At 76.1% G+C, this 22020-nt stretch carries 21 protein-coding genes; 10 read left to right on the top strand and 11 right to left on the bottom strand.

The window, feature by feature from the left end; genetic code table 11:
• Nucleotides 1–56: 56 nt before the first annotated feature.
• On the bottom strand, nucleotides 57–224 hold the full coding sequence (locus tag ACFYUZ_RS17375; protein ID WP_389309973.1) for a hypothetical protein: 168 nt from the start codon (nucleotides 222–224) through the stop codon (nucleotides 57–59).
• Nucleotides 225–382: 158 nt separating this feature from the next.
• Between ACFYUZ_RS17375 and ACFYUZ_RS17380 the strand changes: the two genes are divergently transcribed.
• Nucleotides 383–2383: a hypothetical protein gene (locus ACFYUZ_RS17380; protein WP_389309975.1), complete on the top strand. Its 2001-nt coding sequence runs from the start codon at nucleotides 383–385 to the stop codon at nucleotides 2381–2383.
• A gap of 55 nt (nucleotides 2384–2438) precedes the next feature.
• On the opposite strand, the gene ACFYUZ_RS17385 is transcribed toward ACFYUZ_RS17380, so the two are convergent.
• A complete protein-coding gene (locus ACFYUZ_RS17385; protein WP_389310312.1) occupies nucleotides 2439–2648 on the bottom strand; it encodes a hypothetical protein in 210 nt (69 codons plus the stop codon).
• On the opposite strand from ACFYUZ_RS17385, the gene ACFYUZ_RS17390 reads away from it, so the two are divergent.
• Nucleotides 2557–3075, top strand: a complete 519-nt coding sequence (locus ACFYUZ_RS17390) for a DUF6479 family protein (protein ID WP_389310296.1) — start codon at nucleotides 2557–2559, stop codon at nucleotides 3073–3075. The genes ACFYUZ_RS17385 and ACFYUZ_RS17390 overlap by 92 nt on opposite strands.
• Nucleotides 3076–3462: 387 nt before the next feature.
• Here the strand turns inward: ACFYUZ_RS17390 and ACFYUZ_RS17395 are convergent, their stop codons facing one another.
• Nucleotides 3463–3969 (bottom strand): TspO/MBR family protein, encoded by a 507-nt coding sequence (locus ACFYUZ_RS17395; protein ID WP_389309977.1) that lies wholly within the window; start codon nucleotides 3967–3969, stop codon nucleotides 3463–3465.
• A gap of 260 nt (nucleotides 3970–4229) precedes the next feature.
• Between ACFYUZ_RS17395 and ACFYUZ_RS17400 the strand changes: the two genes are divergently transcribed.
• The 3 genes from ACFYUZ_RS17400 to ACFYUZ_RS17410 all read left to right on the top strand — a co-directional run bounded on the left by ACFYUZ_RS17400 (nucleotide 4230) and on the right by ACFYUZ_RS17410 (nucleotide 6698).
• On the top strand, nucleotides 4230–4868 hold the full coding sequence (locus ACFYUZ_RS17400) for an RNA polymerase sigma factor (RefSeq protein ID WP_389309978.1): 639 nt from the start codon (nucleotides 4230–4232) through the stop codon (nucleotides 4866–4868).
• A 37-nt stretch (nucleotides 4869–4905) separates the two neighbouring features.
• Entirely contained in the window at nucleotides 4906–5607 is a 702-nt protein-coding gene (locus ACFYUZ_RS17405; RefSeq protein ID WP_389309981.1) for an SDR family NAD(P)-dependent oxidoreductase, read from the top strand.
• 86 nt (nucleotides 5608–5693) lie between these two features.
• Complete coding sequence (locus tag ACFYUZ_RS17410) at nucleotides 5694–6698, top strand: MerR family transcriptional regulator (RefSeq protein WP_389309984.1); 1005 nt, start codon at nucleotides 5694–5696, stop codon at nucleotides 6696–6698.
• Nucleotides 6699–6756: 58 nt separating this feature from the next.
• Here ACFYUZ_RS17410 and ACFYUZ_RS17415 read toward each other — a convergent pair whose 3' ends face one another.
• Both ACFYUZ_RS17415 and ACFYUZ_RS17420 read right to left on the bottom strand, forming a co-directional pair.
• Nucleotides 6757–7566 carry an anti-sigma factor domain-containing protein gene (locus tag ACFYUZ_RS17415; protein WP_389309986.1) on the bottom strand — a complete coding sequence of 270 codons (810 nt, stop codon included), beginning with the start codon at nucleotides 7564–7566 and terminating at the stop codon, nucleotides 6757–6759.
• A gap of 190 nt (nucleotides 7567–7756) precedes the next feature.
• A complete protein-coding gene (locus tag ACFYUZ_RS17420) occupies nucleotides 7757–10012 on the bottom strand; it encodes a glycosyltransferase (RefSeq protein WP_389309989.1) in 2256 nt (751 codons plus the stop codon).
• Between the two features lie 228 nt (nucleotides 10013–10240).
• Between ACFYUZ_RS17420 and ACFYUZ_RS17425 the strand changes: the two genes are divergently transcribed.
• From ACFYUZ_RS17425 to ACFYUZ_RS17435, 3 genes are all read left to right on the top strand, one after another.
• Complete coding sequence (locus tag ACFYUZ_RS17425) at nucleotides 10241–11638, top strand: glycosyltransferase (protein WP_389309992.1); 1398 nt, start codon at nucleotides 10241–10243, stop codon at nucleotides 11636–11638.
• Nucleotides 11639–11994: 356 nt separating this feature from the next.
• On the top strand, nucleotides 11995–13173 hold the full coding sequence (locus tag ACFYUZ_RS17430; protein ID WP_389309994.1) for a lycopene cyclase family protein: 1179 nt from the start codon (nucleotides 11995–11997) through the stop codon (nucleotides 13171–13173).
• Between the two features lie 18 nt (nucleotides 13174–13191).
• The gene (locus tag ACFYUZ_RS17435; protein ID WP_389309997.1) at nucleotides 13192–14751 is read left to right on the top strand and encodes an FAD-dependent oxidoreductase; all 1560 of its coding nucleotides are present in this window, start codon (nucleotides 13192–13194) and stop codon (nucleotides 14749–14751) included.
• 78 nt (nucleotides 14752–14829) lie between these two features.
• Here the strand turns inward: ACFYUZ_RS17435 and ACFYUZ_RS17440 are convergent, their stop codons facing one another.
• From ACFYUZ_RS17440 to ACFYUZ_RS17455, 4 genes are all read right to left on the bottom strand, one after another.
• Nucleotides 14830–15807 carry a DUF5914 domain-containing protein gene (locus ACFYUZ_RS17440; RefSeq protein ID WP_389310298.1) on the bottom strand — a complete coding sequence of 326 codons (978 nt, stop codon included), beginning with the start codon at nucleotides 15805–15807 and terminating at the stop codon, nucleotides 14830–14832.
• A 248-nt stretch (nucleotides 15808–16055) separates the two neighbouring features.
• Nucleotides 16056–17105: a phytoene/squalene synthase family protein gene (locus ACFYUZ_RS17445; protein ID WP_389309999.1), complete on the bottom strand. Its 1050-nt coding sequence runs from the start codon at nucleotides 17103–17105 to the stop codon at nucleotides 16056–16058.
• On the bottom strand, nucleotides 17102–18592 hold the full coding sequence (gene crtI, locus ACFYUZ_RS17450) for a phytoene desaturase family protein (RefSeq protein WP_389310001.1): 1491 nt from the start codon (nucleotides 18590–18592) through the stop codon (nucleotides 17102–17104). Before crtI ends, ACFYUZ_RS17445 begins: the two co-directional genes overlap by 4 nt.
• Entirely contained in the window at nucleotides 18589–19761 is a 1173-nt protein-coding gene (locus tag ACFYUZ_RS17455; RefSeq protein WP_389310004.1) for a polyprenyl synthetase family protein, read from the bottom strand. The genes crtI and ACFYUZ_RS17455 overlap by 4 nt, the downstream gene beginning before the upstream one ends.
• A 199-nt stretch (nucleotides 19762–19960) precedes the next feature.
• Here ACFYUZ_RS17455 and ACFYUZ_RS17460 point away from each other — a divergent pair, with 199 nt between their 5' ends.
• Nucleotides 19961–20689, top strand: coding sequence for a class I SAM-dependent methyltransferase (locus ACFYUZ_RS17460; protein WP_389310007.1), 729 nt, complete (start codon nucleotides 19961–19963; stop codon nucleotides 20687–20689).
• Between the two features lie 14 nt (nucleotides 20690–20703).
• On the opposite strand, the gene ACFYUZ_RS17465 is transcribed toward ACFYUZ_RS17460, so the two are convergent.
• Nucleotides 20704–21051, bottom strand: coding sequence for a DUF3140 domain-containing protein (locus ACFYUZ_RS17465; RefSeq protein ID WP_389310010.1), 348 nt, complete (start codon nucleotides 21049–21051; stop codon nucleotides 20704–20706).
• Nucleotides 21048–21299, bottom strand: a complete 252-nt coding sequence (locus ACFYUZ_RS17470) for a DUF2945 domain-containing protein (RefSeq protein WP_389310012.1) — start codon at nucleotides 21297–21299, stop codon at nucleotides 21048–21050. Before ACFYUZ_RS17470 ends, ACFYUZ_RS17465 begins: the two co-directional genes overlap by 4 nt.
• Before the next feature lie 181 nt (nucleotides 21300–21480).
• Between ACFYUZ_RS17470 and ACFYUZ_RS17475 the strand changes: the two genes are divergently transcribed.
• Nucleotides 21481–21966: a hypothetical protein gene (locus ACFYUZ_RS17475; protein WP_389310015.1), complete on the top strand. Its 486-nt coding sequence runs from the start codon at nucleotides 21481–21483 to the stop codon at nucleotides 21964–21966.
• Nucleotides 21967–22020: the final 54 nt, after the last annotated feature.

Here is a 22020-nt window from a genome sequence, read left to right on the forward strand (position 1 = left end):
CCCCTGACCGACCCGCCACCGCTCTTCGCGGGCCCGCCACGGCTTTCCGCGGGCCGTCAGCGCTCCAGAACCAGCGCGAGGCCCTGACCCACGCCGATGCAGAGCGCCGACGGGTACGGGGTGCGGTCCGACAGGGTCGTGGTCGCCCCGGGCAGCGGACCGCGGCGGAGCTGCTTCCGGGCCCGCGCGTTCCGGACGGACGGACCGTCAGCACGCCGCACCACGCGGTCGACCGGTCCCGTCGCTCCCCCGCGACCGGACGTACGCGCGTCGGGTCACGCGTCCGGGCCGGACGGGGCCCGGACGGGGCCCGGACGGGGCCCGGACGGGGCCCGGTCAAAGATGCGAGGTGACACCACCCTCGCGGGGTCGTTCCCCCTGTATGCGGTCCCTTCAGACGAACGGCTCATCCGACCTCACGGCCCCCATACCCGCCCGGCGTGCCTCCTCCCGCACGGTCGCGGAGGCGGTCCTCGTCGAGCAGTACCCCGCCCTGGTACGGCTGGCACACCTGATCCTGCCGCCGGACCTCGGCCGTCACGGCAGGGTCCTCGCCGCCCACGCCGTCGTACAGCGCAGCCTCACCGCCGGAGGCGGCGCGGGGCGTCCGCGGTTCCCCGGGCGCGGTGCCGGAACGGATCCCGGCTCCGGCGGCGGCGTGCTCCGGTTCCCCGCACCACGATCCGGGGAGACGCCCGGGCGGTCCGCTCACGACCGGCTGCGCGCCGGCGTCGTGCGCGCCGCCCTGCGGCCGCCGCTCCGCGTGTCGTGGGGAGCGGCCCTGCCGAAGGCTCTCGGACTGCGGATCTTCCCCCCGGCCGGGGGGACGGACGAGCTGGCACTGGACCGCGCACTCTCGGCGGCGGCGCCCGCGACGCGCGCGGCGCTGGCCCTCACGGCATGGGAGGGCCTGGCCCGGGAGCCCGTCCTCGCCCTGCTGCGCGAGGCCCGTGCGGCCGATCCGGAGCGGGCCGTGGCTGAGGCGGAACGGCTGCGCGCGGCCGCCGCTTTCGATGTGGCCGAGCTGCTGCGGCGGCCGGAGTTCGACCCCTGCACGGTCCATCTGCGGCCCACCGATCTGCTGCGCCGTCGTCGGCGCACCCGGGTCGCCGCCCTCTGCGGCGTCCTGGCGCTCCTCACCGGAACGATCGGGGGCGCGCTGGTCCGGGAGCACGAGACCCCGCGCCCCCCGATGTCCGCGGCCCCCGGCGGGACGACGCCGGTGCGCGTCCCCGCCGAGCGGTGGGCGGACACCTCACGCGTCGACTTCACGGCCTGGCCCGCCCGCGGCGACCGGTCCTCCGACCGGCCCCTGCTGCGGCGCGCGGTCACCGCATGGACGCGGGGCGCGCCCCTCGGGCCGGGATCCGGGGCCCGGCGGCCGTCGCTGCTGTTCGCCGGCACCGTGGACGGCGCGTCCGTCGTCCTGCTGCACACGGGCCTGACCCTGGTCCGCTACACCGAACCGGGCACCGGGCGGGGGCGCCCCTCTCTGGTGGAGACCCGCGCCGACGACAGCGACGTGACGACGGCGGCGGCCGTCGTCCTCACCCGTGAGGACCATCTGACCCGCTATCTCCTCGCGCCCTGGATCGCCGAGGCGGGGGTGCGTGATCTGCGCGCTCCCGGTGCGGCCGCGCGGCCCCTTCCCGTGACCGCGGACGGGGTCACCGGGCCGGTGGCCGGCTCCGGGCCGGCGGGTGGAGCCGGCCCCGGCACCACGGCCGGCTCCTGCGGCGAGGTGCCGGCCCTCCGGCTGCGGTCCTCCACGAGGATCGTGGAGGACCACGCGTTCCTCGTCGCCGATCTGGGCGGGCTCGTCCCGGCTCATCTGACCTGGACTCCCCTGCCGACGCCCGGAGACCCCGCGCGTCGCCCGCGGGAGGCCACGGGTCCCCTCGGCCTCGCGGCGTGGGCGCGCTCGGCGTGTTCCCTCGCGGCGCTGCGGGACGGCGGTGTCCGCTCGGTCAACCGCTGGGAGTTCGCGGCCCAGCGGCTTCCGGAGGGTGCGGGACGAGCGCTGTGGGTGTGTGCGCGCGCCGACACCTGGGAGGGCCGCGGCCGGGCGGACGTCACCCTGGAGGCGGCCGGCCGCTCGGTCCCCGTCACCACGGTGCGGAACACCGGCGCCTGCGGACGGTTCGGTCAGGACGTCCTCGCCGGAACGGTCTGGTCCGCACCGAGCGGGGCGCGCCACCTCCTGGCCGCGGGCAGCCGGCGGGTCGTGGGCGTGACCGCCGCCGGCGCCGTGGACGCCGCCGCGCGGGGGCCCGTGCTCGCCGCGCGCGCGGGAGCCGCGGGACGGGTGCGTCTCACCGGCAGGCTCGTGGACGGCTCGTCGCTGCCGGGATGGACGGCCCGCACGGGCGAGGGCGGAGGGTGAGCGGTCCGGCTCGGCTCTGCGCCGAACCGGATCCGCACGGCGGGCCCGGCGCGACTCAGGGGAGCGGATCGGACTCGGTGCCCGCGGGCTCCGGGGCGGTCGCGTCCCGCTCCCGCCACGAACGACCGGAACAGCCGGGCGGGAAGGCGGGAAACAGATGGCCGGCGATGTCGATGCGCCAGAGGTGGGCGCTGGAGCAGTCGCAGACGAAGGTTCCGGCCTTCGGCGTGTACGCGCCGGGTGTGTGCTGCTCGGTGGGGGTCACGGGGATCACCTCGTCGAATCGGAGGGTGCGGTTCGACACTGATTGGCCGGGTTCCGACCGCCCGGATGCACGGTGCGCCCGAACGGGTCCCTTTTCCGGCAGGCGCATCCACGGGGGGCGGGAGAAGCGGAATCAGCCGGGCAGAGCCACCCCCTACGAGGAGGCAGTCATGCAGATCCTGATCGGCGTGGTCGTGGTCGCCGTGCTCATCGGTGCCTTCGTGCTCGGATCCAAGGTCCGGGACGGCGAGAGCGGGCCCCCGTCCCCCTCGTCCCATCCGCTGCGGCCCTCCACGGACAGGCTGCCGGGCAGGATGTCGGAGTACCGTCGGCCGGCCGAAGTGCCGCGTACCGACGGAACGCGTCGGCTCCGCCCGTATCAGCTGAGGGCCGGCACGGAGACCTCCCCGGTCCCCCCGCGGGAGTAGGCGCCGCACCCGCCCCCGGGGCGGGGCGCGCCGTCCGCGCCCGTGTCGGTTCGGTCGCCGCGGGGCATCGGGCCGGCGGTGGGTGTCCCCGCGGCTCGTCGCCCTCCCCTCAGCGGAGCGGGCGACGAGCGGTGGCCTCGATTCCCCCGGGCGCGACACGGGAGCGCCCCCGTTCCGGGGACGTCGGTCACCCGTGCGAGCCGCTGCCGACCCGGAGGTCCCGCCCCGTGACCAGGCTCCCGCCCGGACCCTTCGGGCGGGAGCCCTCGGGTGTCCGGGCGGGGCGAGCGTCTGCTGCTCGGGGGGTCACAGCACGCTCGACGTCCCCTTCCGCCGCCGGTGCCCGTGCGGATGCACGCGGAGGACACGCGCCTCCGCCGCCACGGCTCATCGATCGAGGCGGACGAGGGAGGCGTTCAGCACGGTGGCGAAGGCGCACCAGGCCGCGTAGGGCCACAGGGCGCGTGCGGCGACCGGGTCGGTGCGGGCGGTGCGGCGGATGAGCTCGGCGTTGCCCAGGTCGAGCAGCACGGTGCCGACCAGGCCCGCCCGGGGGCTGCGCAGACGGAAGAACAACCAGTTCCAGGCGGCGTTGAGCGTCAGGTCGACGGCCAGGCTCACGGCGAGCCGGCGTCGCTCACGGCCGTGGGCGCGGCCTGCGGCATGGCCGCCCGCGAAGGCCACGGACGCGTACAGCGGGGTCCACACGGCACCGAAGACCCACGCGGGCGGCTGCCACGCGGGCTTGCGCAATGAGCGGTACCAGGGGGTGTCCGGATCGACGGCGGCGGCACCGGCCGCCGCCGCCGCGGCCACCGCGATCGCGGCCGCCGCGTAGCGCCGTGCCGGTGCGTCCGCCGGCCGGTGGGCGGGGCCGCCGCTGGTGAGCCTCATGGGGAGGTCCTTCCTGCCGCGTCGCCCCGCCGGGCCTTCCGTCCGACCCGGGTGGCGGGGCGCGCCTGCGCGTTCGCGTTCGTGGAGGCGCTTCCTGTCCTCGTGTACCCCTGCCCCGGCTTCGTACCCCGTCGCCCGGGACGACGGGGGCCCTGCGCACGGACATCGGACAAGCCAATGCAGAAACGATGCGTGTTGCCCCCCCGCGTCGTTTCTTCCATTGTCGGGAGGGCGGCGCACCAGCCACTGAGGAGTACGCCATGAACGCTGTTCTGCAGGCCCCTTCCACCGCACCCGACCGGCTCGCCACCCCGCAGGCGCCCGCCTGGCCGTCGTCCCCCGAGGTGACGGGCACCGAGCAGGACGACGCGGCGCTGGCCGCCAGGTTCCGCGACGGCGACGAGGACGCGCTGCGGGAGACCTACCACCGCTGGGCTCCGACGGTCCACGCGCTGGCTCGGCGATCACTGGGCAACGCACAGGACGCCGAGGACGTCACCCAGCAGGTGTTCCTGTCCGCCTGGCGCAGCCGGGAACGTTACCGGCCCGATCGCGGCGCCCTCGGCGGCTGGATCGTCGGCATCACCCGGCACGTCGTCTTCGACGCGATCTCCGCCCGGGCCCGCCGCTCCCGCATCGAGCAGTCGGTCGCCCGGACGCAGCACGACGACATCGAGCAGCACCACGCCGACGAGAGCCAGAACGCCGTGGACCGGATCCTCGTCCAGCACGGGCTGGCCGAGCTCTCCCCGGTGCAGCGGCGACTCCTGGCGCTCGCCGTCTACGACGACCTCACCCACGCGCAGATCGCCGAACGGACCGGTCTTCCCCTGGGCACGGTCAAGAGCCACATCCGCCGCGGCCTCCTGGCGCTCCGCCGCATCCTCCAGGAACGCTGAAAAGGCCGGTGCGGGATTTCTCGGACGGGAGGACGTCATGACGCACGGCACGACGGCGGGCAGCACGGACGGCCCGACGGGTGGCGGCAGAGTGCTCGTCGTGGGCGCGACCGGTGCCGTCGGAGGCCTGGCGGCCGGGATGCTGGCCGACCGCGGGGCGTCCGTCGCGCTGGCGGGCCGCGACCGGACCCGCCTGGAGGAGCGCTCCGGCCGGCTGGGAGGCTGTCCGGCGCGCTCGTTCGACGCCTACGACCTCGACGCCTGTACGGACCTGGCGCCCTGGGCGGCACGGTCCCTTGGCGGTCTCGACGCCGTGGTCGTCGCCGTGGGCGTCGCGGGTTTCGGCCCGGCGGAGGACGTCCCCGACACGGCCGCCGAACATCTGATGACGGTCAACGCGCTCGCGCCCATGGCCGTGGCGCGGGGAGCCCTCCGGGTCCTCGGGGCGGCGAGCGCCCTCGCGGTCGTCACCGGCGCCGTCGTCGACAGGCCGATGCGGGGCACGGCCGACTACACGGCCGCGAAATCCGCGCTCGCGGCCTGGCTCGGAGTGGTGCGCCGGGAGCAGCGCGGCCGGGGGATCTCCGTCATGGACGTGCGCCTGCCCCATCTCGACACGGGCTTCGCCGACCGCGCGGTGATCGGCAGACCTCCCGTGCTCCCCCCGGGGCTCGACGCGGCCGCGGAGGTCGACCGGCATCTCGTCACGCCGGTCCTGACCCACGAGGAGCCGAAGTGACGGACGCCCCGGCGCCGCACGCGCCCCTGCCCCCCGAGCGCATCGAAGAGCCTCTCGCGTCGTTGTCGCGTCCTATGGTGGACGACATGGCCGAAGTCGAAGCTGCCCATGGCATCACCACCGGCGCCGTCGCCCGTCGCCTCGGGGTCTCTCCGACCACGGTGCGCTCCTGGGAGCAGCGCTACGGAATCGGCCCCGCCGTTCGGAGGAGCGGGCGGCACCGGCGGTGGATGCCGCAGGACATCGCCCTGCTCGAGGAGATGTGCCGCCTGACGGCGACCGGCGTGCCTCCCGGCGAGGCCGCGCGCGCGGTCCTCGGGAGCAGCCCCTCCGCGGCGGGCGACGGAGCCCCGCCTTCCGCCGCGGAGCCCTGGGACGGGCCCCGTACGGACGGACGCCAGCCCGGCTCGGGCAACGGGCTGCCGCTCGGTGACGTGCGTCAGGAGTGCCGCGGTCTGGCCCGGGCGGCGGTCCGGCTCGACGCGCCGTCGATGGAGACGCTGCTGGACCAGGTCATCCGGGACCACGGCCTCGTCACGGCGTGGGAGGAGGTGATGGTCCCCACCCTGCACGCCGTCGGACGCAAGTGGGAGTCGTCGGCCGACCGTTACGTGGAGGTGGAACACCTGCTGTCGTGGCAGGTGTCGACCGCCCTGCGGCGCGCGACGGTCACCGCGCCCTCAGCGGCGAAGCAGCCCCCCGTACTGCTGGCGTGCATGCCCTCGGAGTCCCACACCCTGCCGCTGGAGGCGCTCGCCGCCGGACTGGCCGAACGGGGGCTGCCCCTCAGGATGTTCGGGGGCGCGGTTCCCGCCGAAGCCCTGGACGCGGCGGTACGCCGGTCGGGCCCCGCGGTGGTCGTGCTGTGGTCGCAGGCGCGCTCGACGGCGAGCCAGGCGTTGGCACTGCACGTGGCCGGCACCGCGTTCGGGACCCGAGGCGCCCGGACGACCCCCCTCGTCCTGCTGGCGGGCCCCGGCTGGGCGGGGCCCGTACCCGGCGGCGGCCTGCTGAGGCCCGGAGGCCTGCGGGAGGCGCTCGACGTGATCTCCGGCGTGTACGGGGAGGCCGCCCGCCCCGGCGAGAGGTGAGCGGCACCGTCCGGCGAAGCGACGGACGCCCGGGGCCCGCCCGGTCCGGCGGGCCTGACTATCCGTCGAGGTCGCCCCGGGCGACGCTCGCGCCGGAATGGGCCGGGTTTCCGTCGTACCGCTGTGCCGAGACGTCGATCACCGGGTAGCCGGACAGGTCGACGCCCTCGGGGAGGGGCAGGGTCGCGCCGCCGTCGGGTCCCAGTGTCCCGATGGCGATGAGCTTCTTGTGGCTCCGGTCCATGAGCCACACCTCGAAGTACCCGTCGGTCACGGGCAGTCCGCTGACGGACACCCGCACCTCGCGCCCGGTGTCGGGACCCCCGACCACCTGCGCCGTACCGGTGACGGCCGGCGTTCCCGGGGAGGTGAGCCGGCTGAGCGGCGCGGCGGCGACTCCCGGCCGGTCGTCGTCGAGCTGCCACCGGGTCGTGGCGCTTCCGGCCGCGGCCCCCACGGCCAGGCACACGGCGGCCGGCAGGAGGGCCCGGCGGGACAGCCACGTCCTTCGGCGCCGGGGCGGGAGACCGGTGCCGGGCGGCCGGTCGCGTGCGGTGTCCACCGGTGTCGGCTCCTCGTCCCGGCGCTTCTTCCGCGGGTCGGCCGGGTGCGGGTTCGACGGTCCGCGGCGGTGCGCCGCGCCGAGGTCCAGTTCGGCGGCGATGGCCTGCCACACCCGATCGGGCGGGGGCGCCAGGACGTCCTCGGTCGCCACCGCCCGTGCCGCGCGCACCACCCCGCGCAGCTCGTCGAGTTCACGACGGCAGCGCGGGCACCGGTCGAGGTGTTCTCGTGCCCGCGGGAGAAGCGGGCCGTCCGGCGCGAGCACGAGGTCGATGAGTTCGTCGGCGCCGAGGTGTTCGGCCATGTCCGCCTCCTGGGAGCCTTCGGCCTTCCTGTCGGCGGACTACAGGGGGACCGCCGTGACGACGAGGTTCTTCGGGTGGCCGCCGGCGTCGGGGCCGTACGGCGGCGCGCAGGTGACGAGCGTCAGCACCGGTCTGCCCCTCCCGGCGAGGGCGGACGGGGAAGGCGTTCCCCGTCCACCCGGGCACCGCTCACCACGCGGTGGAGGACGGACGGCGCACCGGTCCCGTGGACCACCCTCCGGTCCCCGGGCCGGACGCCGACGAGCGCGGCGGAGGCTCCGGGGTCTCCCGTGCGCGGGTCGACGTGCCCCGTGAGGACCGCGGGCCCCTCGGGGCCGCCCGGGGCGGCGCCGCCCTCCCGGAGAGGGACGCCGGGACCGGTGGAGCACCCTCGCGCGCGTCCTCCCTCCGGTCGGCCGTGTCGCGGTAGTGGTCGCCGAGCGCGCGGGCCATGGCCCCCACCGAATAGGAACTCCCGACCAGCAGCCTCGCCCTGCGGGCGAGTTCCGCGGCGCGTCGATCGTCCGTCCTCACCAGACGTGTCAGACCGGCGCCGAGCGACCGCACGGAAGAGGTGTCGATCAGCAGGCCGTTGTGTCCGTCGACGAGGTAGTGCGGAACTCCGCCGCGCAGGGGACCCGCGACGAGCATTCCGGCGTCCATGGCCTCCAGGACCGCCAGCCCGAATTCCTCCTTGGCGCTCGGGCAGACGTACCGTGCCCGGATTCCGCTCGACGGATCGGCGAGGGTCCGTTCGAGCAGCCGCACATCGGAGTTGGACAGGGCGGGCAGCATGAGGATCCGGTTCCTGGCGTCGGGGCAGGAGGCGAGGGCCTCCTCGACGCCGGTGCGCACGCGGTCCTCCGCCGGCCCCGGCGTCCCCGGGCTCCCGCCCACGAGGACGAGGAGCGATTCCTCGTGGCAGCCGGACTCGATCCAGGCACGGACCAGGACGTCCTGCTGCTTCACGGGATGCAGCCGTCCGACGCTCAACAGCACGGTCGGCGCCGGCACGCGGGCGTCCTCCAGGGCGGCCGCGATCGGCTCGACCAGCCGCCGGCAGCGGGCATCGGCGCCGGGCCCGGGCCGGTACGGCGCAATGCCCTCGGGCGGCGCGCCGATGCCGGCGGTTCCCCGGCCCCCGGCCAGCTGGGGAAAGTGGGACAGCAGCTCGGCCGCTCCGCCGTCGCGTCCCGCGATGCCGACCACGCGGTCGGCCCGTGCGACCAGGCAGTCCCCCAGGAACACCCGGTGCAGATCGTGCCGGACGGCGACGGGATCCGCGCCCGGCGCGCCGTGGCGCTCGGTCATCTGCCGGTGCGGGTCGGGAGTGGCGGTGAAGACCAGGCGGGCGCCGATCCTCCGGGCGGCTTCGGCGAGGGCGAGGGAGCCGTCGTCGGAGTAGCGGACGTGCAGGACGTCGATCCGGGGCCGCAGGGAGCCGAGAAGCCGGGCCGCCCACCACGCCGTCTCCTCGCGGTGGCCCCCCATGTCCTCGGGACCCGGCGGGCGGTCGCTGTCGACCGGCAGCCTCAGGATCCAGTGGCCGCGCGACCGCCGGCGCAGCAGCACCGGGTCGGCTTCGAGTTCCGGTCGGCACGCGGTGACCGCGGTGACGACTCCCGCGATGCCGTCGGTGCGGGCGAGGGAGTCGCCGAGCGCGCCGAGGAGGACGCCCAGCCCGCCGCTCAGCCCCTCTCCCGGCCGGTCCAGGCTGCCCATCAGCATGGCCTGGGCGACGAGGACGCCGGGCCGCCCGCCCGTCGTTCCGGGCCCGGCCGCACCCGGGTGGCGCAGGGCGTCCAGGAGCAACCGCTCGTAGGCGTCGTGCTCCCCCGCGGCGGACGTCGGCTCGGGCAGCTCGTGCCCGGAGGAGACGAGCAGACGCCACGCGGCGTGCCGGACCCGCCGGTGCGGGCTGCGGGCGAAGCGTGCGAGGTCCTCCCCCGGCAGGGGCAGAAGGCGTCCGACGGCGGCCAGATCGAGCAGGAACGACGTCGTCTCCGGGTCGCGGCCGCGCGACAGGCCGCCGCGGAGGGCGGCGGTCGCCCGGTGGACCCCGTGCCGCCGCAGGCTGTCCGGCCAGACCGCCGCCACGGCGCTCCTCGCGTGGGCGCCTCCGGCGATCGCCCGGACGCACGTCTCGGGCGAGGGGACGTCTCCCGTCCGTATCCCGCTGCGCAGCCGGGCGAGGGCGACGTCGTGGACGGAGGCCGACCCGGGGCGGGGCGGCGGGTCGAACAGCGCGTACTCCGCCTCGACCAGCTCGGTCAGCAGGCCACCGGTCGCCGGGCTCCGCCGGACCGGTGGCGCGTGGCGGCCCGCGCGGACCGCGTGCCAATAGCGCTGCCGGGCCGCCACGAAGGGATCCCGCCTCTCGGGGCGGCCCGGCGCGCTCGGACGGCGTTCCGCCGGGGTCGGGACGTCCGGGCCTGGACGGTTCATGGGGACTCCTGGTGACGAAGGGCGCGGCCTGCTGTGTTTCGCCCGTGCCGCGACCCGTGGATGCGGCACGGGGTCGCGCACCGTCCCCTTCGGGGCGCGCGGACCGGACGCGACCGGTCCGCGGGACCCCGCTCCTTCGCCGTGCGTCCCGCATCCGTCCGACGTCCCGCGGGGGAATCCAGGCGGTGTGAGGGGCTCGGTGCGGTCCCCGTCCGACAGGAGGCAGGCATGGCACGCGTCGTGGTGGTCAGTCCCCCGTTCCACTCCCACGCGCAGCCGATGTCGGTCCTCGCGGGCTCGCTGGCGCGGGCGGGCGCGGAGGCGTATCTGGCCTGCGGCCCGCCCTTCGCTCCCCTGGCCCGGGCGGCGGGGGCGCGCTTCGTCCCGCTCACCGTGACGCGGAACGCCAACACGGGCGTCGCCCGGAGCACCGCGCAGGGCGACCGGGAGGCGGCACGGCTCGAGGAGTTCCTCGCCTCGACCCGCGAAGGAGCCGTCGCCGCGCTCCTCACCCAGTCGCGGCACCGCCGCGAGGACATGCTGTCCGATCCTGATCTCGTGCTGGCCGGGATGCGGGCGCTGCACGAGCGTCTCGCCCCGGACTGGTACGTGGTCGACCAGCTCAGCTATCCGGTGACGCTGGCCCTGCACTGCCTGGGGCTTCCGTTCGCGACCTTCTGCCCCGGCCACCCGACGTATCTTCCGCACGGTCCGGAGGCGCTTTTCGGCGTCCCGTACGCGTGGCCCTCGGCGGCCCGCCCCGAGGACGACGAGCTGGCGGAGCTCCGGAGGGCCGCCCGGGCCACCGAGAGGGCGTTCACCCGCGAGTTCGCGCGGGTGGCGCGGCGTCACGCTCCGGAGCGCGAAATGCCGGGCCGGGCCTTCGCCCTCGCCTCCCGGCGGGCGGTCGTGTTCAACTACCCGCCGTTTCCCTGGCTGCCGGAGCGGAAGGGGCCGGGGCCCCGGTACGTGTACGGCGGACACTGCGTCGTCCGGGAGCCGCACGGTGCGGACGGCGGCGGGGAGGACGGCTGGGAGAAGACCCTCGGCGCGCTGCGGGCGCGGGCCCGGCACGTCGTCCTGGTGGCTCTCGGCACGTTCCTGTCGGCCCGGGACGACGTCCTGGAGGTCGTGGTCCGCGGAATCCTCTCCGAGGTGCCGGACGCCGCGGTCGTGGTCGCGGCGGGCGACGGGGTGGAGTCCCTGGCACACCTGGCAGGGCCCAGGGTGCACATCGCGCGCACCGTCCCCCAACGCCGGCTGCTCGGGCACGTGGACGCGATGGTGCACCACGGCGGCAACAACTCGTTCACCGAGTGCGTCGCCTCGGGCGTCCCGGCCCTCGTGCTGCCCTTCTCCAGCGACCAGTTCTCCATCGCCCACGACGCCGAGCGGGCCCGGGTGGGCGTCTGTCTCGACCCGGCGCGCCTGACCGGGGCCGGGGCGGGCGCCGCGGTGCGGCACCTTCTGCGGGAGAGGCCCCGGGGCCTGGGCCGCTGGACGGCGGCCCTGTCCGGGCGGGGGCCCGACTGGGCGGCCCGGCGGCTCCTGCGGGCGATGCGGGAGCCGCCGGACGGAACCGATCCCTCCCGCGCACCGGCGCGATCCGCCGGGGAGCACGCGTGAGCGCTCCGCGCCGGACCTCCGGGGACCGGTCGCGGCCCCCGTCCACGGCCCCCGCGGAGGACGGTCCGGCACGCGACCGCCCGGGGCGGTGACCGAGTCGCGCGCCGTGTTCCGGCGTCGACGGTGGCACCGGGCCGAGGCGTGCCCGGTGCTCCCCGCGATGCGCCGTCACGCGGCCGGGACGGCTCGCGACGGCTCGCGACGGCGAATTCGGCGCGCCGCCACGGCGCGGCTGCATCCGTGGGGAGCCCCGCGGGGGAAGCCTGGTGCGGACGGTCCTTCGCCTGTGGCGGGTGTACCGGGGCGGGGCCGGGCGGCCGGCCGGCCGACGTCGAGAACGGAGCGGGCCGCTGACCATGACGCACAGCAGCGACATCGTCGTCGTCGGCGCGGGAGCCGCCGGTCTCTCGCTGGCCTGGCGGCTGCTCGACCCGCCGCCCGGAGTCCGGGCCCCGGAGGTGGTCCTCGTCGAGGCGCCCGCCGGCCTGCGGCCTCCCGAACGCACCTGGTGCTTCTGGGAGGCCGGAGCGGGCGACTACGATCCGCTGCTCACGGCGAGTTGGCGACGGCTCCGGGTCCGCGCCCCCGACGGCGGCGGTCCCGCCCGCGACCTCGGCGGGCTGCGCTACAAGATGCTGCGCTCCTCCGCCTTCGAGCGGGGGCTGCGGGCGCGCCTGGCCGGAGTGCGCAGGATCGAGGCCGTCGTCGAGCGCGTCGCCGACGGGCCGTACGGCGCCGAGGTGGTATGCCGCACCTCCGACGGCGCCGTGCGCACCCTGCGCGCCCGCTGGGTCTACGACTCCCGTCCCCCCTCCGTACCGCCGCCCGCGCGGGTGGCGCTGCTCCAGCACTTCCGGGGCTGGTTCGTCCGCTGCGAGCGCCCCGCGTTCACCCCAGAGACCGTCGAGCTGATGGACTTCCGCACGCCCCAACCCGAGCACGGGCTCTCCTTCGGGTACGTCCTGCCCCTCGGTCGGCACGAAGCGCTCGTGGAGTACACCGAGTTCGGCCGGGCGCCCCTTCCCCGGCCGTCGTACGACGAGGCGCTGCGCCACTACACGGAGCGCGTGCTCGGCCTGGGACCGTACCGGGTGACGGCCACGGAGCAGGGGGCCATCCCCATGACGGACGGCAGGTACGACCGCCGGCCGGGCCGGCACGTCTTCCGCATCGGCGCGGCCGGCGGGGCCGTGCGCCCCTCGACGGGGTACGCCTTCGCCGCGATCCAACGGCAGTCCCGCGCGGTGGCGGACGCCGTGCACAGGGGCCGCACGCCCGTGCCGCCGCCCGCCCATCCCGCGAGGATCCTCGCCATGGACGCCGTCCTGCTGCGGGGGCTCGACACCGGCCGCATCGACGGGCCCGCCTTCTTCACCCGGCTCTTCGACCACGTGCCCGCCGCCCGCCTGCTGCGCTTCCTCGACGGCACCACCCGGCCCGTCGAGGAGTTCGCCATCGGCCTGCGCACCCCCGTGTCCACCATGCTCCGCACCGCCGCCGAGCTGCCCCTGCTCGCCCGCCGCACCCGACCGTGAACTCCGAGGAGAACTCCCATGAGCGCCCACGACCGCGCACCGGCCGCCCGTCGCGGCCGCGATCGCAAGGCCGTCGTCCTCCCCGCGCCCCCGGGGCGGCCCTCCGCCGAAGGCCCTCGGCCCCGGTGCGCGGTCGTCGGCGGCGGCATCGCGGGCATCGCCGCCGCGACGGCACTGGCCGAGCGGGGCGTCCGCGTCACCCTGTACGAGCGGGAGACGGCCCTCGGCGGCCGGCTGGCGGGCTGGCCCACCGAGCTCGCGGACGGCTCCGCCGTCACCATGAGCCGCGGTTTCCACGCGTTCTTCCGCCAGTACTACAACCTGCGCGGCCTCCTGCGGCGGGTCGACCCCGGACTCGACAGGCTCCGCCCGCTGCCCGACTATCCGTTGCGGCACCGCTCCGGGCTGCACGACAGCTTCGCCCGGGTGCCGAGGACGCCGCCGTGGAGCGCCGTGGGCTTCACGGCGCTCAGCCCGAGCTTCGGCGTGCGGGACCTGGCGCGGATGAACCCCCGGGCCGCGCTCCCCCTGCTCGACGTGCGGGCGCCCGAGATCCACCGCCGCTACGACGACGTCAGCGCCCTCGAACTGCTCGACCGCATCCGCTTCCCCGCGGCGGCGCGCCACCTCGCCTTCGAGGTCTTCTCCCGGAGCTTCTTCGCCGATCCGGCCGAACTGTCCGCCGCCGAACTCGCCCTGATGTTCCACATCTACTTCCTCGGCTCGTCGGAGGGGCTCCTCTTCGACGTGCCGGACGAGCCCTACCCGCAGGCGCTGTGGGACCCCCTCGGCCGCTACCTCGAGGGCCATGGCGTCGACATCCGTACGGGCACCGCCGTGACCGGCCTTCGTCCCGCCCCGCGGGGCGGCCATCTGATCGACACCGCGCGGGCCTCCGAACACGCCGACGCGGTCGTCCTGGCCCTGGACACCGCGGGGCTGCGGACCCTCACGGCCGCCTCTCCCCGCCTGGGCGACGAGGCGTGGCGCGCCCGGGTCGGCCGGCTCCGCACCGCGCCGCCCTTCCTCGTGTCCCGGATCTGGCTCGACCGTCCCGTCGCCGCCCACCGCCCCGGCTTCCTCGGCACCAGCGGCTACGGGCCCCTGGACAACATCAGCGTGCTCGACGCGTGGGAGGGCGAGGCCGCGCGCTGGGCGGCGAAGACGGGCGGAGCCGTACTCGAACTCCACGCCTACGCCGCCGATCCGGCCACTCCCCCGGAGACGCTCTCCCGCACCCTGTCCGAGCAGCTGCACCGCGTCTATCCGGAGGCGTCCGCCGCGCGCGTCGTCGACCGGCGGGACGAGTGGCGGCAGGACTGCCCGCTCTTCGCGGTCGGCGGCGGCGCGGACCGGCCCACCGTCGACACCCCCGACCCGACCGTCACCGTCGCCGGCGACCTGGTCCGCACCGACCTCCCGGTCGCCCTCATGGAACGGGCCGCCACCACCGGCTTCCTGGCGGCCAACGCCCATCTACGGCGCTGGGGTCTGCGCGGGCAGACGCTGTGGACCGTTCCCGACCGGGGCCGGTCCGGACTCCTGCGGCTCCTGGCCCGCCACTTCTCCGAGGGCTGACGGACGAGCGCCGGCAGGCCGGCGCCGGGCACGACCGGTCCCGGGCCCCCGGCCCGGCCGACCGGTCCTCCGAGCCGCTCAGCCGGGGAAACGGCCGTCCCTGCGCAGGGCGAAGCGGCGTTCGGCGTACGCGAGGTCGTCCCGCCACAACCGACCCGCGGTGGCCCGCATGGCGGGCCGCAGCAGCGGGGCGAGCGCGCGGGCCAGCGCGAACCCCCGCCGGTCCGAGCCGGCGACGACGGCCTCCACCACGGCGGTCCTCGGGCGCCGGGCGCCGGGCGGGGTGAGCGGGGTCGCGTGCGTCTCCACCACCGAGCCCTCTCCCTCACCGGCCACGATGCGCATGACGACGGTGCGCGCGTCCGGCGCCTCGAAGGCCGCTCGCACCGGGACCACGACCCGTCCGGCCACCTTGAACGACACGTCCACCAGCAGGACGTCGTCGGTGTCGCCGTCGCCGGGAGCGTCCAGGACGGTCAGGTCCACGAACGAGTACGGGTGCAGCCAGGCGCCGTGCCAGGGGTCGAGACGGTTCGCGACCACGTCCTCCGGTTCGCAGCCGCCCACGCCGGTGTACACCGCGGCGACCGCCCCGCCCGCTCGCGGCCGGGCCGGCACGGCGGGGCGCTCGGTCGGCGGCTCGCCGCCGGCCCGGTCGAGCCGTACCCACAGCAGGACCCCGTCGTCGTGCACCGGCCACGGCGCCCACCCGGCGAACGGCGCGCCGTCGAGGGCGAGGCCGTGCCAGTGGCAGATCAGCCGACCGCACCGCACCGTGCCGTCCTTGAGCGGAGCGCCGAGGTGCGGGCAGGCCCCGGGCCCGGCGTGGGGCACGCCGTCCTCGTCGCGCCACAGCACGGTCTCGGTGCCGGCGACGGTCCGGCCGAGTGGCCCGCGGGCCGTCAGGTCCGAGGCGGCGCCGACGACGAACCAGTTCCCCGTGGGGCGGGCCCGGGCCCGGTCGAGTACCTCCGCGATGCGCGCGGGTCGGGCGTCCTGCCAGGTGGGGCGCTGGCGTTCCCAGGCGACGCCGTTCCGGCGCAGCCGCAGCGGCAGTACCGCCCTCCGCTCCGGGCGCCCGACGGACCCGGTGGGGGTCCGCTCGGCCGGTCCGCCGCCCCGCCGTCCGGTCCGCCCGCCGGACTTCCCGGCGACCGGTCCGCCGGGGTTCCGCGCGTCCTGCCCGTCGGTCCTGCCCCCGTCCTGCCCGTCGGTCCTGCCCCCGTCCCGCCCGCCGGTCCTGCCCCCGTCCCGCCCGCCCCGCGTACGCCCGTCCCGCCCGCCGTGCGTCCCGTTCTCCGTGCTCACGTCCTGTCCTTTCCCTGACCCGCCGTCAGCACTTCCTCGTCCGCCGTCGCGACGGCCGCCCCGCCGTGCGTCCCCCCGGCGCCGTTCCCGGCGTGGGCGGTCCGGCCCGAGCGCCGGACGGCGGTGCGCGCGGCGAGGGCGCCGGCCAGACCGCGCAGCGCCACGGCCGCTCTCCGGCGCCGTCCCACGACGGACCTGCGGTGCACCACCGCGTAACCGTCCTCCTCGATCGCCGCCAGGATGTCGCGGTACAGCACGAAGGCCGTGCGCACGCACGGCGCCGACACGGGGTCCAGCCGTCCGATCCCCGGCTCGGCCGTTCGGTAGACGTCCCGGGTCAGGGCCGCGGCCGTGCGCAGCGCCGAGTCGATCCGCGCGTCCCTGAGCCCGGTGCGCCTGCTCCAGAGCAGCAGCTCCCGGTCCACCCCGTGCGCCGCCAGCAGGTCGAGGGGCAGATAGACCCGCCCCCGGTCGAGGTCCTCGCCCACGTCCCGGAGGAAGTTCGTCAGCTGGAAGGCCACCCCGAGCGCGGCGGCGTACGGCTCCGCCTCCGCCCGGGGCACCACGGTGCCGAGCACCGCCGTCATCTGCAGCCCGATGACGGCGGCCGACCCGTGCATGTAGGCCCTCAGGTCGGCGTAGGTCGGGTACTCCTCGACCCACAGGTCGCTGCGCATGGACGCGAGGAAGTCGGTGAAGTGGCGGGCGGGGATGCCGTACCGCGCCCGTGTGTCGGCCGCCGCCCGCACCACGGGTTCGTCGGTCTCCTCTCCCCGTACGGCACGCAGCCACTGCTGCTCCAACGCGTCGAGGGCGAGACGCCGTTCGGCCGTGGAGGCCGTGGTCCCCAGGTCGTCGACGATGTCGTCCGCGTACCGGGCGAAGCCGTAGAGGGCGTGGACGGGGGCGCGCCGGTCCACCGGCAGCAGCCGCGTGGCGAGGAAGTAGGTCTTGCCGTGCCGGGCGTTGAGCCGGCGTCCGGCGGTGTAGGCCGCCCGCAGCGACGGATCGGTGATGCCCGCAGCGTCGAGCTCCCGTGCCGTCATTCCGGCCGCCCCTTCCCCGTCACGCGGGCCGCGGCGAGCTTCCCGGAGATCAGCACGGTCGGCACGCCGACGCCCGGGGTGGTGCCGCAGCCGGCCAGGACGGCGTTCTCCGTGCCGGCCACGAGGTTCCGCGGCCGGAAGGGGCCGGTCTGGGCGAGGGTGTGGGACACGGAGAACGGGGTTCCGGCCGCGTGCCCCAGGGCCGTCCACTCCGCGGGCGTCACCAGGCTCTCCTCCTGGACGGAGGCTCCGAGTCCGGCCAGCCCCCGGCGCTCCAGTTCCCGCACCAGCTCGTCGCGGTAGCGCGGTCCGAGCTCGCCCCAGTGGGCGGCCCCGGGGCCGACGGCGGTGTTGGGACACGGCGCCAGGACGTAGTGCAGGTGCCGTCCCGCCGGTGCCAGCGACGGGTCGGTGGCGGTGGGTCGGGTGATGAGCAGCGAGGGGTCGCTCATCAGCCGTCCCTCGTCGATCAGTTCTCCGAACACGGTGCCCCAGGACCGTCCGAAGGACAGGGTGTGGTGCTCCAGTTGGGGCCAGGTGCGGTCCGTGCCGATGTGCAGCACCACCGCGCTCGGCGCGTGCCGCAGCCGGACGGGGCGCCGCGGGGACCGTCCCAGGAGCCGGTAGGAGGCCGGCAGTTCGGGCGTGAGGACGATCGCGTCGCAGGCGATCCGGTCGTGCTCGGTGACCACTGCGGTCACGCGCCGGCCGGCGCGCTCCAGCCGGGTGACCGGCTCGCCGTACCGGAACTCCACGCCCGCCCGGGCCGCCGCTTCCGCCATGGCCACCGGGACCGTGTGCATCCCGCCGCGGGGGAAGTGGACCCCGGCGACCGTGTCCATGTAGGCGATCACGGCGTACGCGGCCAGTGCGCGGGACGGGGCGACCCCGGCGTACAGGGCCTGGAAGGAGAAGACCCGGCGCAACCGCTCGTCGGAGAGGAACCGTCCGACGGCCCGGTCGAGGCGTCCGAATCCGCCGAGCGCGGCGAGCCGTGCCAGGTCCGGGTGGAGCAGGCGCAGCGGGGAGTCGAAGTTGGCGTCGATGAAGCGCCGCATCTGCACGGCGTACAGCTCGTGGAGCCAGCGGCGCAGTCTGCGGTATCCCAGTGCCTCCCCGGCGCCCGCGAAGGCGGCGACCTCGGCCTCCATGGCCTCGGCGTCCGTGTGCACGTCGAGGCGGCTGCCGTCGGCGAAGAGCGCGCGGTACGCGGGATGCAGGGGGACGAGGTCGACGCGTTCGGCCAGCGAGTCGCCCACGGCCCGGAACGCCTCGTCGAGGACGTCCGGCATGGTGAGGACGGTCGGCCCGGTGTCGACCCGGTAGGCGCCGAGGTGCAGCCGCCCCGCCCGGCCGCCCGGCACCGTGTCCCGCTCCACCACGGTCACCCGCCTGCCCGCGCCCGCCAGGTGCAGCGCGGCGGCCAGTCCGGCGAGGCCCGCCCCCACGACGACGACATGATCCGTAGGACCGGTCAGGGTCTTCAACGGGCTTCTCCGATCAGAACGGGGCCGGTGGTGTCGCGTACGGCTGCGGGCGCGACCGGCACCGGCCGCTCGACGGTGCCCGGGCCGCAGGCGGCGCGCAGCAGCCCGCCGATCCGGTCCGCCGCGTCCCGTGACAGGCCGGCGTCCCGGACCTCGTCGATCCCTCGGTCGCACAGCTCCCGCACACGCCGGGAGACCAGCTCACGCGCGCCGCAGGCGTCGAGGAGCTCCAGCACGCGCTCCACGTCCTCCGCCCGGGCGTGCGGCGAGCCCACCACCTCGTCCAGGAGCCGCAGTCCCGCCTGGTCGCGGTCGCGCGCGCACAGGTCCCGTGCGACGGCCAGCAGATAGGTCGCCTTGCCGTCCCGCAGGTCCTCACCGACCGGTTTCCCGGTCGACGCCGGATCCCCGAAGGCTCCTCGCAGGTCGTCGTGGAGCTGGAACGCCAGCCCCGCCGATCGTCCGGCGGCGCGCAGACGGCGTACGGTCGCCTCGGGCGCGTCCGCGAGCACCGCGCCCAGCGCCAGGGGGTGGGCCACGGTGTACCTGGCGGTCTTGAGCACGGCGGAACGCACCGCCCGGGCCGCCGACGTGGCGTTCGTGACCTGGCCGTGCATGTCGAGGTACTGACCGGCCACCATCTCCGTGCGCATCGCCCGCCAGACGTCCGCCGCCCGGCCCTCCGCCGGTGCCCCGCGCACGGCCTCCGCGAACGCGTCGTCGGCCCAGGCGAGGGCCAGGTCCCCCGCGAGCACCGCGGCCGCCCCGCCGAACGTGCCGCACGGCGACGCCCGTCCCGCGGTCCCGTACTGGTCGTCTATGCCGACGTGCACGGTGGGACGTCCCCGTCGCAGCGGTGAGCCGTCCATGACGTCGTCGTGGATGAGGGCGCAGGTCTGGATCAGCTCCAGCGCCGCCGCGACCCCCAGGGCCCTGGGCGTCTCGGAGGCGCCGCCCCCGCAGCCCCGCATCGCCCACCACAGGAACGCGGCGCGCAGCCGTCCGCCGCCGGTCAGCGAGAAGCGGGCCACGCGGTCGGCGATGTCGGCCGCGAAGACGGGATCAATGGCCTCGGCCTCCTCCAGCCGCCGCTCCAGCAGGTGCCCGAGGAACTCCCCGACGGTCGCGCGCACGTCCTGGTCGACGTCGAACGGATCGCATACGCGCATCGCAACTCCCCTGAGCGGCGGCCTGGACCGGGCGGCTCCCGGCTCGCCAGTGATTCGTTACCTCCTCACCTCGCGGATGCACCGCCCCTTGGGCCGTGCGGACCACACCACGCATCCGAAGGGCGTGCCGGACCGCGCCCACCGGTGAGCCGACGTGACACTGGGAGGGCACGCGCACTCACCCGTCGGAGGTACCGTCATGGTCCTGCTGAGAGACACCGCGCTCGCGGAGGCCTTCGACCACGCGTCCGGGACGTACGACCGCATGACCTCGGCCAGTCCCGGCTACCACCGGCACCTGCGCCGCTCGGCCCGGCGTCTCGCCCTGCCGGGCCGGGGCGCCGGGCGGACCGTGCTCGACCTCGGCTGCGGCACCGGTGCCTCGACGGCCGCCCTCCTGCGGGCCTCGCCGTTCGCCTCCGTCACCGGGGTCGACGCTTCCGGCGGCATGCTCGCCCGGGCGCGGAGCAAGCCCTGGCCCGGGCGGGTGACCTTCGTCCACTCCCCTGTCGAGGACATGGCCCGGGCCGGTGTCACCGGACCCTACGACGCGGTGTTCGCCGCCTACCTCTTCCGCAACGTCGCGGATCCCGATGCCGTCCTCGGCCGGGCGCGCGAGGTGCTGCGCCCCGGCGGGCGGCTCGCCGTCCACGAGTACGCCCTGAGCGGCCGCGCCGTCGACCGCGTCCTGTGGTCGGCGGTCATGGCGGCCGTGGTGCTGCCCTGGGGCAGGAGCCACGGCGACGGGGCGCTGTACCGGCATCTGTGGCGCAGCGTGCTCGACTTCGACACGGCGGGCGCGTTCGCGGACCGGATCCGCCGCGCGGGGTTCACGGACGTCCGCGTCCTGCCCCAGCCCGGCTGGCAGACCGGCATCACCCACACGTTCGTGGCGACCCGGCCCTCGACGCCGCCGTCCCGGCGCTGACGGCGCGGAGGCGGTCAGCGCCGCCCGTCGGCCGACGGGTCGTGGCCCCAGTTCATGAGGGAGTGGCGCCATCGGGTGTCACGGACGTCCCCCGAGGGCCGCTGGGCCAGATGACGGCGGATGTAGCCGTTCACCTTCGCCATGTGCCGGTAGTCCGCGTCCGTCAGGTCGCCCTTGTCCTTGCGCAGGATGCCGACGATCGCGCGGCCCGAGGCGTGTCCGGTCGACTCGCCGCCGTCCTTGTGTTCGCCCGCCTGCTCCGACTCCGTGGTGGCGAGCCATTCCTCCAGCTTCGCGGGCGTCATGTTGACCAGGTCCCGGAAGGTCTTCCAGGTGTCGCGCCGGTCGCCCTCGTCCGTCATCGCTGCCCTCCCCGGCGCTTCTTCTTCAGCGCGCCGGGCTTGTGGACGGCCGTCCGGCCGGAGGCGTCGCTGCGCACCTCGTACTGGGGGTCGTCCGGCGAGGCGTCGACCGTGCGGCCGGCCGCACGGGTCCGTTCGGTGATCCTCCGCTCCACCGTGCCTTCGGTCTCGGTGCCGTGGCTGTGCCACGCGACCTCGTCGCCCCGGGACGGCTCCTGCTTCTTCGAGGGCTTCTTCCGCTCCGTCACGGCCTGCTCCTTCCCGGCCCGTACGGCTGCCGTACGGGACCGGTCTCCACCCTGCGGCCGGGACCGGCGGCCCGCATCCTCACCGGCCCGTGCCCGGCCGGTGCATCCGGGGACCCTCCCGCGGCGGAATGCGGACACGACGCACATGATGGATTCCATCCGCCCGGAGAAGAGGTGTTCCATGTGGCCCGGTGACGAAGCGGGACCGTACGACGGCGCCCCGCGCCCCGCGGACACGGGTGCGGGCGTGAACGGCGACCACCGGACGCCGGCCGACGTCGACGACGCCACCGTGGAGGCGCTCGGGTCGCTGTCCAAGGCCCTGGAGACGGTCGAGCGGGCCCGCGGCGCCCTCTACGGGTTCCACCAGCTGACGGGCACGGCCGACTTCGAGCTGGACCGCGCCGTGAGGCTCCTGCGGGAAGCCGGCCACGACGACTGGGCGGATCGCGTGGAGGAGGAGATCCTCGGACGCAACGTCATCCCCGGACACTGGACCTTCCAGATCGTGGAGGCGTACGACCGGACCTACTACGAACCGTTCAAGGACCTGGAACGGCTCGCGACCTCCGCCCTCGCCGGGGGCCGGCAGCACCTGTACGAAGCCCGGCTCAAGGCGGCGCGGCGCACCTCGGGTCACCCCGACCACACGCCCGGCCCCGCCTGACGGCGTACGGCCGGCGCACCCGGTGCGGGAGGGTGCCGCCTCCGGGCAGCGGGC

The sequence above is a fragment of the Streptomyces sp. NPDC004266 genome, from assembly GCF_042874095.1.
Classification (GTDB): domain Bacteria; phylum Actinomycetota; class Actinomycetes; order Streptomycetales; family Streptomycetaceae; genus Streptomyces.